The sequence below is a fragment of the Winogradskyella costae genome (genome assembly GCF_013403865.1).
Lineage (GTDB): Bacteria > Bacteroidota > Bacteroidia > Flavobacteriales > Flavobacteriaceae > Winogradskyella > Winogradskyella costae.
The window spans coordinates 398,091-411,761 of the sequence record NZ_JABFDK010000001.1 but is presented as its reverse complement, the minus strand read 5'-3'; the positions used below and the strand labels follow the sequence as shown (position 1 = coordinate 411,761).

The 13,671-nt window shown below is 33.9% G+C and carries 15 protein-coding genes; 8 read left to right on the top strand and 7 right to left on the bottom strand.

The features are described 5' to 3' along the window. The first annotated feature begins 36 nt into the window (after nt 1-36). Entirely contained in the window at nt 37-1,317 is a 1,281-nt protein-coding gene (locus HM986_RS01825) for an acetyl-CoA hydrolase/transferase family protein (RefSeq protein ID WP_179333378.1), read from the top strand. Here HM986_RS01825 and HM986_RS01820 read toward each other — a convergent pair. Further along, entirely contained in the window at nt 1,314-1,712 is a 399-nt protein-coding gene (locus HM986_RS01820) for a BT0820 family HAD-type phosphatase (protein ID WP_179333377.1), read from the bottom strand. The two genes, HM986_RS01825 and HM986_RS01820, sit on opposite strands and share 4 nt — an antisense overlap. A gap of 43 nt (nt 1,713-1,755) precedes the next feature. After that, a complete protein-coding gene (gene gpmI, locus HM986_RS01815; protein ID WP_179333376.1) occupies nt 1,756-3,273 on the bottom strand; it encodes a 2,3-bisphosphoglycerate-independent phosphoglycerate mutase in 1,518 nt (505 codons plus the stop codon). A 262-nt stretch (nt 3,274-3,535) separates the two neighbouring features. On the opposite strand from gpmI, the gene HM986_RS01810 reads away from it, so the two are divergent. Further along, entirely contained in the window at nt 3,536-3,931 is a 396-nt protein-coding gene (locus HM986_RS01810) for an ankyrin repeat domain-containing protein (RefSeq protein ID WP_179333375.1), read from the top strand. A 114-nt stretch (nt 3,932-4,045) separates the two neighbouring features. Here the strand turns inward: HM986_RS01810 and pepE are convergent, their stop codons facing one another. After that, the gene (gene pepE / locus HM986_RS01805) at nt 4,046-4,753 is read right to left on the bottom strand and encodes a dipeptidase PepE (protein WP_179333374.1); all 708 of its coding nucleotides are present in this window, start codon (nt 4,751-4,753) and stop codon (nt 4,046-4,048) included. Between the two features lie 232 nt (nt 4,754-4,985). On the opposite strand from pepE, the gene HM986_RS01800 reads away from it, so the two are divergent. The 6 genes from HM986_RS01800 (at nt 4,986) to HM986_RS01775 (ending at nt 11,514) form a co-directional block, all read left to right on the top strand. Continuing rightward, nucleotides 4,986-5,804: a carboxypeptidase-like regulatory domain-containing protein gene (locus HM986_RS01800; RefSeq protein WP_179333373.1), complete on the top strand. Its 819-nt coding sequence runs from the start codon at nt 4,986-4,988 to the stop codon at nt 5,802-5,804. Next, nucleotides 5,791-6,588 (top strand): peptidase associated/transthyretin-like domain-containing protein, encoded by a 798-nt coding sequence (locus HM986_RS01795; protein WP_179333372.1) that lies wholly within the window; start codon nt 5,791-5,793, stop codon nt 6,586-6,588. The genes HM986_RS01800 and HM986_RS01795 overlap by 14 nt, the downstream gene beginning before the upstream one ends. A gap of 47 nt (nt 6,589-6,635) precedes the next feature. After that, nucleotides 6,636-7,142: a DUF6702 family protein gene (locus HM986_RS01790; RefSeq protein WP_179333371.1), complete on the top strand. Its 507-nt coding sequence runs from the start codon at nt 6,636-6,638 to the stop codon at nt 7,140-7,142. 62 nt (nt 7,143-7,204) lie between these two features. Continuing rightward, nucleotides 7,205-9,502 (top strand): M1 family metallopeptidase, encoded by a 2,298-nt coding sequence (locus tag HM986_RS01785; RefSeq protein WP_179333370.1) that lies wholly within the window; start codon nt 7,205-7,207, stop codon nt 9,500-9,502. Between the two features lie 103 nt (nt 9,503-9,605). Then, complete coding sequence (locus HM986_RS01780; RefSeq protein WP_394354216.1) at nt 9,606-9,896, top strand: Sec-independent protein translocase subunit TatA/TatB; 291 nt, start codon at nt 9,606-9,608, stop codon at nt 9,894-9,896. Between the two features lie 115 nt (nt 9,897-10,011). Continuing rightward, the gene (locus HM986_RS01775; protein WP_179333369.1) at nt 10,012-11,514 is read left to right on the top strand and encodes a S8 family peptidase; all 1,503 of its coding nucleotides are present in this window, start codon (nt 10,012-10,014) and stop codon (nt 11,512-11,514) included. Between the two features lie 68 nt (nt 11,515-11,582). Here HM986_RS01775 and HM986_RS01770 read toward each other — a convergent pair whose 3' ends face one another. From HM986_RS01770 to HM986_RS01755, 4 genes are read right to left on the bottom strand one after another with little or no spacing between them, the layout of a single operon-like run. Then, nucleotides 11,583-11,975 (bottom strand): DUF3037 domain-containing protein, encoded by a 393-nt coding sequence (locus HM986_RS01770; protein WP_179333368.1) that lies wholly within the window; start codon nt 11,973-11,975, stop codon nt 11,583-11,585. After that, complete coding sequence (locus HM986_RS01765) at nt 11,965-12,744, bottom strand: HipA family kinase (RefSeq protein WP_179333367.1); 780 nt, start codon at nt 12,742-12,744, stop codon at nt 11,965-11,967. Before HM986_RS01765 ends, HM986_RS01770 begins: the two co-directional genes overlap by 11 nt. A gap of 10 nt (nt 12,745-12,754) precedes the next feature. Further along, entirely contained in the window at nt 12,755-13,396 is a 642-nt protein-coding gene (locus tag HM986_RS01760; protein WP_179333366.1) for an O-methyltransferase, read from the bottom strand. A gap of 53 nt (nt 13,397-13,449) precedes the next feature. Then, a complete protein-coding gene (locus HM986_RS01755; RefSeq protein ID WP_179333365.1) occupies nt 13,450-13,644 on the bottom strand; it encodes a hypothetical protein in 195 nt (64 codons plus the stop codon). Nucleotides 13,645-13,671 lie beyond the last annotated feature (27 nt).

Genomic DNA, 13,671 nt, shown 5'->3' with positions numbered 1-13,671 from the left:
TTCTGTTATATGTTTGCTGTATTAAATGGAATAACTATGTATAGAATTGCAACGGCAGAAGAGGCTTTAAAGGTTGTGAAGTCTAATGATCGTGTATATATTCAAGCAGCAGCTGCAGCACCTCAAGTCCTTATTAAGGCTTTGTCGGCAAGACATGAAGAACTTCGTAATGTTGAGGTTTGTCAATTACATACAGAAGGAGTTGCACCTTATGCTAATCCGGATTTGAGAGACAGTTTTCATGTTAATTCCTTCTTTCTTGGGAAAAATGTAAGACATACTATAAAAGCAGGTAACGGATCATACACTCCAGTTTTTTTAAGTGAATTGCCGCGCCTTTTTCAGCAACGTGTTTTAGAATTGGATGTGGTTTTGATTCATGTTTCTGTTCCAGATCGCCATGGTTATTGTTCTCTGGGTGTTTCTGTTGAGGCGATTTTGGCTGCTATAGATAATGCTAAGGTTGTTATTGCACAAGTAAATCCGCAAATGCCAAGAACACATGGAGCGGGAATTATTCACAGTTCAGAAATCGATTACTTTGTAGAGTCGAATGAAGAACTGCCAGTACATCTCATGGCTGAACCTAATACTATAGAACTTAAAATAGGAGAATACGTAGCCAGTTTAATCGAGGATAGAAGTACACTTCAGATGGGAATTGGTTCTATTCCTAATGCCGTTTTAACACAGCTTAAGAATCATAAAGATTTAGGTTTGCATACGGAGATGTTTTCAGACGGAGTCATAGATTTAATTCTTAATAATGTTATAAACGGGAATTATAAAAAGATTAATCGTGGACGAGCGCTTTCAACATTTTTAATGGGCTCTAAACGCTTGTATAATTATGTAGATGATAATCCGTTTGTAGAAATGCGCGCTTCAAATTATACAAATAACGCAGCATATATTAAACAGAATCCTAAGATGGTTGCCATCAATTCTGCAATTGAGGTTGATGTGACAGGTCAGGTATGTGCAGACTCTATTGGTTCTGATATGTATTCTGGTGTTGGTGGACAAATGGATTTTATTAGAGGAGCATCATTAAGTGATGGAGGTAAAGCTATTATTGCATTACCATCGGTAACTAAAAATGGAATCAGTAGAATTGTTCCTATATTAAAACCAGGAGCAGGTGTTGTAACAACGAGAGCGCATGTACATTATGTGGTTACAGAATACGGCATTGCGAATCTGTATGGTAAAACAATTAAAAACAGAGTAAAAGCTTTAGTCAGTATCGCGCACCCAGATCACAGAGAGGAAATTGAAAAATCTTATTTTAATCTAATAAAAGAGAAGACCTACTAAAATTGCCACCACTTTTTATTAGCAACAGGAATTTTTGGTTCTTCATTTGTGATAATTTGATAAACTTCGCCCCAGCCGAGAATACCACCGATATTTCTATCATCAATAAAAAGGTCGGCATGGATTTTTCGACTTCTACTGTAATCGTATTTTTCTTCAGGAAAACTAGCATTTACGGCATAGAATTCAATGCCGTTATCTTTACAAAATTCAACAGCCTCTTGTAATTTAGCACCATTTCTATATGTCCAAAGGATTAAGCGATGACCATCTTCTTGAAGACGCTTTAAGGTTTCAAAAGCAAAGATGCGCGTTTTTCCAATTTTAGGATAGGCATCTTCTACAATGGTCCCATCAAAATCTACGGCCACTATTAATCTATTTTGAAAATTCATGCTATTTATTATAATCTAGGGCAAAGTTACACTATTAAGATATTTATACAAGACTTTCTCTAGTCATTGCTTTAGGCTGAGGTACACCAATTAACTCTAAAACTGTTGGGGCTATGTCTCCTAAAACACCGTCTTTAATGTGTTTTAAGTCTTTGTCTATTAGTATAATAGGTACGGGGTTTGTGGTGTGTGCCGTATTTGGAGTGCCATCAGGATTTATCATGGTTTCGCAGTTACCATGATCAGCAATTAAAATAGTGGTATAGTCATTTTCTAAGGCTGTAGTTACAACTTCTTTAACGCATTTATCTACATGTTCACAAGCTTCTATCGCTGCTTGCATAACGCCTGTGTGGCCAACCATATCACCATTCGCAAAATTAAGACATACAAAATCAACGTCTCCTTTTTTAAGTTCTGGAACTAGTGCATCCGTTAATTCATAAACACTCATTTCTGGTTTTAAATCGTAGGTCGCTACTTTTGGTGAGTTTCTTAAAATTCGAGTTTCACCTTCAAATGGTTTTTCTTGTCCACCTGAAAAGAAAAAAGTAACGTGAGGATACTTCTCAGTTTCAGCGATACGGATTTGCTTTTTATGATGTTTTTCTAAAACTTCACCTAAGGTTTCTGTAAGGTTGTCTTTATTGAAAACAACATTAATTCCGTCAAAAGTACTATCGTAATTTGTTATGGTCACATAATGAAGATTCATTTTGTGCATGTTGTACTCATGAAAATCTTTTTGTGTCAATGCTTCTGTGAGTTGCCTTCCCCGGTCGGTTCTAAAATTAAAAAAGATCACAACATCATCCTCTTTAATAGTGGTCACAGGCTGGTTTTCATCACCGGTCACAATTAAAGGTTTTATAAATTCGTCTGTAATGTCGTTTTCGTAATTATCTTGAATCGACTTTAAGGCATCTTTAGTTTTTTCTCCTTCTCCATTTACCAATGCATCATAAACAATCTTCACACGTTCCCAACGCTTGTCTCTGTCCATGGCATAATAACGACCAGTTACGGATGCGAGTTTTGCAGAGGTTTTTATAAGGTGGTCTTCTAATTTAGAAATAAAACTAAATCCAGATTTTGGATCTACATCTCTTCCATCTGTAAAAGCATGTACAAATACGTTTTCTAGACCATAATCATGTGTGGCATCTAAGAGTCCAAAAAGATGATTAATATGAGAATGCACGCCACCATCACTAACTAAGCCTAAAAAGTGTACATTTTTATTATTGACTTTAGCATACTCGAAAGCTGTTTTTAAAACAGGCTCTTCACGAAGGGTGTTATTTTCTACAGCAAGGTTAATTTTTACTAAATCTTGATATACAATTCGTCCAGCACCCAAATTCATATGTCCAACTTCACTATTTCCCATTTGTCCTTCTGGTAAACCAACATGTAAACCATCAGTTCTTAAACTGGCACTTGGGTATTTGGTGTAAAGCGAATCTATAAATGGAGTGTTTGCATTGTCTATAGCTGAAACTTTAGGATCGGGCGATTTTCCCCAACCATCTAAAATCATTAAAATAACCTTTTTATTCATGTGAAATATTTTGAGTATCAAAGATAATACATACAACGCTACAACAAATCGGTATGGTAAAAAAATTTAATATGTTAACGCTATTTTAAGTCTTTCTAATTTGTTCGTAAAGATCTCTTTACGTTTTATGATGGTATTAACATATTTGTTTTCAAAGCGTTAAAGAAACGTTATAAATTTTTTTTTAGTGTAACACTTTGAGGAATATGTCGTCTATTTAGTATAATCAAAAAGCAATCAATCAAATTTAAAATCTTTCATCATGAAAAAATCAGTAATCGTATTAGCCTTAGCATTAGGTTTCTCAATTTCAAACGGAAATGCATCTAATGACATTTTAACTTCAGATTTAAATGAGGTTATCATAAACACAGTTGATGTCAGTCCTTTGTCTAGGGCTGTTGCAACAGGAAACTTAGAAGAAGTCAATAAGCTTATAAAAGCCGGTGCAAATGTAAATGCAAAGTCTAATGGTATGATGCCAATTCACTACGCTGCAAAATATAATCGTGTAGAAATAATTAAGGTATTAATCACTGCAGGTTCCAAAATTCACCAATCGTGCGATAAGGGTTATACCCCAGTAAGACACGCACAAAAATCTAATGCAAAAGAAGCAGAGATGTTTCTTAAGCGTTTTAAAAACAAAAATGTCTAGGAGTAGACAATTATTTGAGTTAGTTAGTTGAAAAAAGCGTCCATTGGACGCTTTTTTGTTTTTTGCTGGTTATTTTTTAAGTTTTTAATTAAAGTGAATGACTATAATTTAAAACTATTTTAAAAAAGTTAAATCGGCATTGGTAGCAATTTCATAAGGCTCCTTGTGGTGTTCAAAAATCCGAGCTTCTAAAGTTCCTTTTAATGTAAGTTTGTCTCCTTCAACAGCAATCCAACTACCTTCACGTAACCCAATCACAGGTTGGTTATTAAACGCATGAAATTCTTTAATTCGAGTTTCTCTCGTTTCACCCATATGGGTGCTACCTTCAATAGGATCTAGATAATGCGGATTAATATTAAACGGGACTAATCCTAAGGTTTTAAAACTCGGAGGATATACAATTGGCATGTCATTAGTGGTATTCATCGTTAAACCACAAATATTACTACCTGCACTTGTACCTAAATAGGGTGTTCCGTTTTTAACGGCTTCTTTTATAGGTAGTAATACTTTATTTTTATAAAGCTGTGAAACCAGTACAAACGTATTACCTCCGCCAACGAAAATACCTTGTGCGTTTTTAACAGCTTCTTCTGCATTTTTAAATTCATGAATGCCTTTTACTGTTTTTTGAATGGTTTTAAAAGCTTTAGAAACTATACTTGTATAATCATCATGCGAAATACCACCCGGTCTAGCATAAGGAATAAATAGGATTTCATCTACAGATTTAAAATGACCTCGAAGTTCATCTAATAAATAGTCTAAATAACCACTACCATGGATTGTAGAAGTACTTGCAATAATAATTGATTTCAAAATAGTAATATTTTAATTATACAGTTTTACAAAGAACGTTAATCTTTATGAATTCTTCTATTTTCTAATTTAACAAACATTTACTAGTCAATTCCTATGAGAATTGAAGAATATACCCGAAATTTAGTACAAGAAATAAAATCGTGAAATGAGCATGTTAAAGTTGTTTTCAGTTAAGGAAATGATTAATCGCTAACAGCATGTGACAATAATAAAAAAATAGTTAAAACATATGAGAAAAATACTACTCTTAATATTCGGAATTGTTACTTTAACTGCTTTTAGTCAGGATATTGAAAGGATTACCGTTAATGGTAAAGTCGTCGTGTCATCCGAAGATAAAGAAGGAGTTACTGTCTATAATTCGTCTTCTAATAAAGGAACTTATACAGATGCCGATGGAAATTTTGAAATAGATGTAGCTCTGAATGATGTTGTAGAATTTGGATCGCTTCAATTTAAGGATTTTAATGTCGTAATTACGGATAAGGTGATATTGTCTAAACGTTTAACGGTAATTCTTGTGGAAGAGGTTAATAAATTAGATGAGGTTGTTTTACTACCATTTGACCTAACGGGTAACTTAGGAGCCGATTTAGAAAATGTTAGAACCTATAATGTAAGCTTAGATGCTGTTTATTTTGGATTAGATAATATTGAAGATTTTGAGTTTTCTGCCGATTACAAAACTAAAGCTGATAATTTGGCCTTTACTGAGTATAACCCTTATGTTGGAAACATGCTTGATTTGGTTAACGTGGCTGGTTTTTTAATAAAGCAAGTCGTTAATATTGATGACAAGAAGTCTAAGACTAAGAAAAATCAATTAATCGAAAAGACCCCATTTAAGCAAGCATTAGATATTTATAGCGTTAATTATATTCATAATAATTTTGAAATTCCTCTAGATCAGGTCGAAGCATTTATTGATTACGTTGAGGAGGAAGGAGTAGAGGATAGCTTATTTGAAGAAAATAAGGAAATGCAACTTTTAGAACGTATTTCTCAGTTAAGCAAGGTGTTTTTAAAAGGTATCAGTGAAAAAGAGTAGAATTCTTTATGGTGTTATTGCTTTTTTTAGCATGTTTTTTGTAAACGCTCAGCGAAGTGATTTAAATGGTAAGTTAATTGCAAACGATGAGGTTGAAGGACTGCATGTCCAAAACAAAACAGCAGCAAAATATACCATTTCTGAAGATGACGGAAGTTTCATTATTCTAGCTAAAGCCTTAGACACTCTAGTTATTTCAGGAGTAAAATATCAAACACAAGAGATTATAGTTTCTGACGCGGTAATGCACTCAGGGGAGTTGTATGTTCAGATGATTGAAAATGTAAGCGAGTTAAATGAAGTCATTGTCGGTAAAATTTTAACAGGAAGTTTAGAGTCCGATCTTCAAAATTCAGAGGAGAAACCAGAAATTAATTTTTATGATTTAGGTATTCCTGGCTATAAAGGGAAACCATTAACACAAAATGAACGAAAATTATACGATGCAGATGGGGGATCTTGGGGTAGTGTAGGTTTGGGGTTTAGCGTTAATTTCTTTAAGGTACTCAATACTATCAGTGGACGAACAAAAAAGTTAAAAGCTATTGTAGAACTAGACGATCGCAGTGCGTGTATAGAACGCATGAAAAACAACTATGAAAATTATATTTTTGAAAATGATTCTTTAGCAGAAAATCTACGTGCTGAGTATTTTCTATTTTGTCAAGAAGACGATGAATTCTTAACACTATGCAATAAAAATGATGATATTACAATGCTAGAATTTTTACAGGCAAAGCTAAAAGTATATCAAGAAAATAGAAAATCAGTAACTAAAGATTAACTTTGGACTGCGTTTTGTAAACGTATAATACATCCCAAAAGCAAAACATGAAGCTACAAAATTTTTTTATCCTTCTTTTTATCCTTCCATTTTTTATCTCTAACTCTAATTCGCACGAATATTACGTCAGTGTCACAGAAGTAGAATATGCTAAGGAACAACAGTCTCTTCAAATCATAAGTCAGATTTTTATAGATGATTTCGAAACTTTATTACGAAAGCGTTACGATGAACGGATAACACTCGCTGGCAAAGACGAGTTAGAAACCGTAGAAACCTACATGAGTCGGTATTTATCAGACAAATTGAAAATTAAAGTTAATGGAGCTGATGTAAATTTTAAATTTATAGGAAAAGAATATAAAGACGATATTACCTATTGTTATTTAGAAGTAGAACATGTTTCAAGTATCAAATCTATCGCGGTTACAAATCAAGTTTTATTTGATGTGTTTTCAGACCAACAGAATATTTTACGACTAAAACTAAAAAGCAAAAATAAGAGCTTTTTATTGGTGCCAGAGAATGACACTTGCGTGTTAAATTTTGAGTAATACAATATTAAAGCAATTATAAATTCATACTTTAGTCACCACTTTAACAACAATTAATTTTTATGAAAATTTTTAAATTTATCCTATGTGCTCTGCTTTTTACGTCTTTTAGCACTTACGCTCAAGATGGTGCAAAGTCAGAACGCCAACAGGGTCACACTAATGAAAACAAATTCAAGCAATTATATGAAGAATTTGCAACGCCCAATGTTTTTAGAACTGGTTCGGGGGCTCCGGGACCTGGCTATTACCAGCAGCAAGCAGATTACAAAATGGATATTGAAATCGATGATGACAATGCAAAATTGTATGGTGATGAGACGATTACATATACCAATAATTCACCAGATGATCTAAAATACCTTTGGGTACAATTAGATCAGAATATGCGAGCAAGAGATTCTAAAACGCCACTTATTAGCAATTCTGGTATTTCTCCCGCTACAGCACCGTCTAGAGCTGTTACGTCGTATTTAAAGGGATCTTTTGATGGAGGTTTTAATATAGAGCATGTTAAGGATGTTAATGGAAAGGATTTACCTCATACTATTAACCGTACAATGATGCGTGTAGAGTTGCCGAAAGTTTTAAAATCTGGTGAGAAATTTTCATTCAAAATTAAATGGTGGTACAACATTAATGACCACGTAAGAGATGGTGGACGCTCAGGTTATGAATATTTTGAAGAAAACGATAATCGTATTTATGTAATGGCTCAGTTTTACCCACGTATGGCTGTTTATAATGATGTAGAAGGTTGGCAAAATTCTCAATTCTGGGGACGTGATGAGTTTGCGTTACCATTTGGTGATTTTGATGTGAATATTACAGTGCCTGCAGATCATATATTAGATGGTACAGGGCATTTAGTAAATCGAGAAGAAGTATTCACTAAAGATATGATGAAGCGTTTTAATAAGGCGAAAAAATCTTACGATGAACCTGTAATGATTGTAACACAGGCAGAAGCAGAAGTTACCGAGAAATCTAAAAGTAAAAATAAAAAAACATGGAAACTGTCTGCACAGATGGTTCGTGATTTTGGTTTTGCAACCTCTCGTAAGTTTTTATGGGATATGATGGCTGTGAAATTAGAAGAAAAAGATGTTATGGCCGTGTCTTTATATTCTAAAGAAGGAAATCCTCTTTGGGAGCAATGGTCAACGAAGTCTGTTGCGAGTACGTTAAGAACATACTCAAGAATGACATTTGATTACCCTTACCATAAAGCAATCTCAGTACATGCGCCAATGGGTATGGAGTACCCGATGATTTGTTTTAATTTTGGTCGTCCTGATAAAGAAGGAAATTATTCAGATAGAACAAAATATGGAATGATTGGAGTTATTATTCATGAGGTTGGGCATAACTGGTTCCCAATGATTGTAAATAGTGATGAGCGCCAATGGACATGGATGGATGAGGGTTTAAATACATTCACACAATATGTTGCCGAACAAGATTTTGGAAAATGGTATCCTGGTGCTTTATCACCTAATGATAAAGCATTTCCATCACGACGAGGGCCTGCTAAAAACATCGTAAGGTATATGGGAGGAGATCAAGACTATATTGCACCTATAATGACCAAAGGTTTAAATACATATCAATTTGGAAATAATGCTTACAGTAAGCCAGCTACAGCCTTAAATATATTGAGAGAAACGGTAATGGGACAGGACCTATTTGATTATTCGTTTAAAGAATACGCAAACCGTTGGAAATTTAAACACCCAACGCCAGAAGACTTCTTTCGAACAATGGAAGATGCATCTGCGGTAGATTTAGATTGGTTCTGGAGAGGTTGGTTCTATACCACAGATTATACAGATATTGGTATAAAAGAAGTAAAGCGTTTTGCTGTAACAGGAACTCCAAATGAAAATGGTAAACGATTAGCTGAACGTTATAATAGAGATCCTAAAAGCTTAGTGTATTTTATTGAAGAAGGTGCTGAAGGATATGAAGATGCTATAAAAACAAATGAATCAATAGACGATTTGCCTACAGTAAAAGAATATATCATGGATAATTTTACGCCAAAAGAACAGAGGGACATAAAAATTGCTCCGAAGTATTTTTATCAAATTACATTTGATAAGCCAGGTGGATTGGTAATGCCGCTAATCGTAGAATTTACGTATGCAGATGGTACTACTTCTAGAGAAACTTATCCTGCGCAAGTATGGAGGTTAAATGACAAAGAAGTTACGAAGGCTATTGCTAGCGATAAAGAAATTGTATCAGTTCAAGTCGATCCAGATTTAGAAACAGCTGATGTCGATACAACTAATAACGCCTGGCCTAAAGAAGTTAAAGAAAGTGATTTCGATAAATTTAAAGAAACGGTAAAGGATTAATAATTAGAATATTATATATTAAAGCCGACTTTATTTGAAGTCGGCTTTTTTTTTATTTTTAATTTGAAGTGTATAATCCACAAACTCACTTTATATTTGCATTGTGATACATCAACTTATAATATTGTTTATCGGAGCTGCCGAAATAATGGTAATACTATTAATAGTGGTATTAGTATTTGGTGCAGATAAATTACCTGAAATTGCGCGTGGTTTAGCTAAGGGTATGCGTCAATTAAAAGATGCAACCAACGATATAAAGCACGAAGTGACTAAAAGTGCTAAGGAAAGTAACATTATAGATTCAGACGTAACTAAAAATATTACCGACGAATTAAAAAAAGTTAAAGACGACCTCGAGGACTTTACGGGATCGTTAAAACGCAATAAGTAATTGTGTACTTCTTACAAATAGACCTCGTTTTTTACAATAACCATAAATTTAAGTCGTTATTTGTGCGTTTTATTTAATATATTTAGAGGATTAATAATCTTCTAAATTTTATTATATGAAAAAAACGTATACCTTAGTAATGCTTCTAATAGCAATTACCACAATATCTTGTTCTAAAGATACGGTTATTGAAAATCAAACAGAAGTCACTGAACCCTCTGAAAACCCTTTAACTATAGAGCAAATTAATCAACGAATTAGCGAGAGTATTAGAACTACGGGAGATTTTGATTGGAATACTGAAAATGCACACTTTTTATGGAGTGCCTTAACCCATGGACGAAATGTACTGACTGTGGGTTACGGAAAGGAAGGTCAGAGTTTTGGTGAAGCAGGTGATACTGATCTTCAAATTAAAAGAAATGATTTAATTGCTACGATTCTTAATAGGGAGGAAGTTACTAAAGGGGACTTAAGATATAAAGCAGATGATGTTTTAACTGTTTTTGATGCAGAAGTAACCAAGCTTGAAACTATTATTGCTCTGAGAGAAAGTGATTATGTCAGATATTTAGAGCCTAATGGTTATAACCATTATACTGATAACGCTGAAGAAAAGTCAAGCTCAGGATGTGATACCAGCGGAGATGCAATTAATTCGACACATTATTCAACAATAGCTCCTAATAATGCACAAGTATCTTGGCACTTTAATGAACACAACATACCGAGTGCTTGGAATTATTCTACAGGATCTGGTGTTACCATTGGTTTAATAGATACAGGGGTTTCAAAAACACAGTCTTTATTAAATTCCACAGGGATCAATGATGGCTATTCCTCTGGTCGTTTTGTTCAGAAATATGGGACCTTTATTGATTCTAATTGGTGGTGGTCTAGCAATTATGATGGACCTGATGATAAATGTGGTCATGGCACTGCAATGGGCTCATTAATGGCATCTCCAAGAAACGATAACGGCATGCCAGTTGGTGTTGCTTATAATGCAAATTTGGTAGCGTACAGAGCAACTGAAGATGTGTTATTAAATGATTATCATGAAAGAAAAGGAGTGTCACAGGCTCTAAAGGATTTAGGTAATAGAAGTGATGTGAAAATTATCTCTATGTCAATAGGTTATGTGTGGTCTATCGGTAATATTAAAGATGCGGTGAAGTATGCTTATAGTAAAGATAAATTGATTTTTGCTGCGGGTGGAACTTCTACAAGTTTTACAAATGGATTTGGAGTTATATTTCCTGCAACCATGAGCGAAACCGTTGCAGTTACAGGTGTAAACGATGGTAGTAGTTATGAGCGTTGTGAGACATGCCATAGCGGTAGTAAAATAGACTTTACCATTATCATGGAAGGAGATAATAATACAAGTAAAGCACCTCCTGTTTTAGGATTCTATGATGGTGAACGACGCTATACAGGTGGTTCTTCTGCAGCTACAGCAACTACAGCTGGTATAGCCGCTTTAATCTGGTCGAGATATCCAAGTTGGAGTAGAACACAAGTTTTAAACAGATTAAAACAATCTGCTGAATTTTATCCAAATAAAAATAGCAGTTTTGGTTATGGTAATATTGATGCTTTGCAAGCAGTACAGTAATTTATTTTTTTTAATTAAAATATAATTTAAAGCCTCATTAAATATAGTGAGGCTTTTATTATATAATGTTAATCTGCGTCTAAAACATATTTTTCAAAAATAGATTGTAATTCAAGTTCTGGATTTTCCGTTAAACCAGAATGTGTTTTTGAACTTTGTATAATAGTGCTACGTGACGCTGCTAACCATCTAAATCGATCTGACAATTCGAATTTAGCAATAGCACCTCCTGAGACCTCTCCTTTAGAAATTAATTCCCAAGATTTTAAATAACAATTTATGGCGTCTAGGTCTAACTCGCAAGAAAAGGCATTCAACTTATCGTCGGCGACTTTAAATTTTACACCTAAAAATTTTTTTCGCTTAGAGAATAAAATCACTCCGATATTGAAAAACTCTTCGCGCTCAACTCTAGGAACAAGTCTAATAATGGCATATTCAAAAGTCACTCTATCTTGCATCTTTAGCTTCTTTTACTAAGGTATCTATTTTTAAAAGTCTTGAATTTAAGTATTCAATATAGGCTTTCCGCATTTGGTCTGGTGTCAGAGTATCGGATTCATTTATGAGCCAGTCTTTGGGTATATTGTAAATGATATCTTCAATTGTCCTTTTGTTAAGTGCGTTAACAATGCTTTTAGAGGCCTCACTCAAAAGTGATGCGCGTTCTAAAAGTACATGATCTTTAATAAGAGGAAAGGTTCTGGTTAAATGATTTTTCCACGTATCCCAATTATGGTGAAAATAGAAACTGGCTCCATTATCTATAACCCATAATTCTTTATTCCAATTTAATAGATTCGTGTTTTTTACGGTTCGGTCAATGTTACTAATGATACTGTCTAAAAGCACAATTTTAGAGGATGTCATAGCATCAGCAACAGAAACTAAAGGATCAAAAGTTATAGAGCTACTTAAGTAATGTAAGCCTAGATTTAAACCAATACTAAATTTAAGTAGGTCTTGTATTTCTTCATCAGGTTCTGTTTTACTAAACGAATCATCTAAGTTCATAAAGACCAATTCTGGCACTTTTAAACCAATGGCTCTTGCTAATTCTCCTCCAATAAATTCTGAGATTAATGCTTTTGTACCTTGTCCGGCTCCTCTGAATTTTAAAACGTAAAGAAAACCATCACTAGCTTCTACAATAGCAGGAAGTGAGCCGCCTTCTCTTAATGGAGTAATGTACTTAACAACATCTACGGTCCTTATATCAATTTCACTCATGTTGGGTAGATTATAATTTTCTACTAATGGTTAAGCCGTCTCTAATCGGTAGCACAACGGTTTCTATTCTTTTGTCTGATTTTAATAATTGATTGTAAACTAAAATAGATTGTGTTGAGGTGTCTTTTTCGCCAACAGGCTCCACTACTTTTCCATGCCACAGTACATTATCTGAAAGTATAATGCCTCCCGCATTTAACTTATCTATGATTAAATGGAAATAATTACTATAGTTGGGTTTATCGGCATCGATAAAAACTAAATCAAACGTTTGGTTTAGTTCTGTGATGATATCTAATGCACTGCCTGTATGCTGAATAATTTGTTTTCCGTAATCGGATTTATCAAAATATTTTCGTTGAAAATCAACTAATTCTTCATTAATATCAATGGTGTGAAGTTGACCATTTTTTTGAAGTCCTTCAGCTAAACATAACGTTGCATAGCCTGTAAAAGTACCTAGTTCTAAAATTGATTGAGGTCTAATTAATTTTGATATCATACTCAAGACACGACCCTGGTAAGGACCACTAAGCATAATAGGTTGTAATATTTTTTGATACGTTTCTCTAGTGAGTTGCTGTAGTAATTCTGGCTCCTGCTCAGAATGGGCAACGATGTAATTATCTAAATCCTCAGGTAAGAAATACATAAATAGTTCTATTGTAAAAGTGCTGAATGAATCAACTTACACTTTTGTAGTTATTATTGTTTGTCAGTTGTGAATTTGTCCATAAAAAAGAGAATTACACCTATGATTATAAGACCAATTTTAATAGTTAAAGCTGTGTTTTGGCCTAATTCATCAATTTTACTTAAAAACATAATTGTAAGATTAAAGTAGGGTAATACGATGAGTAGGATGCCAGCCAAAGCTATGTAAGCGCCAATTCTTTTCATAATTATTAAGGTTGAAGGACTTTTAAC

Bases quoted from the DNA above. Each gene is read 5' to 3' on its own strand.
- HM986_RS01825 (WP_179333378.1), top strand. From the start codon at position 37: ATGTATAGAATTGCAACGGCAGAAGAGGCTTTAAAGGTTGTGAAGTCT.
- HM986_RS01820 (WP_179333377.1), bottom strand. From the start codon at position 1,712: ATGAATTTTCAAAATAGATTAATAGTGGCCGTAGATTTTGATGGGACC.
- gpmI (WP_179333376.1), bottom strand. From the start codon at position 3,273: ATGAATAAAAAGGTTATTTTAATGATTTTAGATGGTTGGGGAAAATCG.
- HM986_RS01810 (WP_179333375.1), top strand. From the start codon at position 3,536: ATGAAAAAATCAGTAATCGTATTAGCCTTAGCATTAGGTTTCTCAATT.
- HM986_RS01800 (WP_179333373.1), top strand. From the start codon at position 4,986: ATGAGAAAAATACTACTCTTAATATTCGGAATTGTTACTTTAACTGCT.
- HM986_RS01790 (WP_179333371.1), top strand. From the start codon at position 6,636: ATGAAGCTACAAAATTTTTTTATCCTTCTTTTTATCCTTCCATTTTTT.
- HM986_RS01785 (WP_179333370.1), top strand. From the start codon at position 7,205: ATGAAAATTTTTAAATTTATCCTATGTGCTCTGCTTTTTACGTCTTTT.
- HM986_RS01775 (WP_179333369.1), top strand. From the start codon at position 10,012: ATGAAAAAAACGTATACCTTAGTAATGCTTCTAATAGCAATTACCACA.
- HM986_RS01770 (WP_179333368.1), bottom strand. From the start codon at position 11,975: ATGCAAGATAGAGTGACTTTTGAATATGCCATTATTAGACTTGTTCCT.
- HM986_RS01765 (WP_179333367.1), bottom strand. From the start codon at position 12,744: ATGAGTGAAATTGATATAAGGACCGTAGATGTTGTTAAGTACATTACT.
- HM986_RS01760 (WP_179333366.1), bottom strand. From the start codon at position 13,396: ATGTATTTCTTACCTGAGGATTTAGATAATTACATCGTTGCCCATTCT.
- HM986_RS01755 (WP_179333365.1), bottom strand. From the start codon at position 13,644: ATGAAAAGAATTGGCGCTTACATAGCTTTGGCTGGCATCCTACTCATC.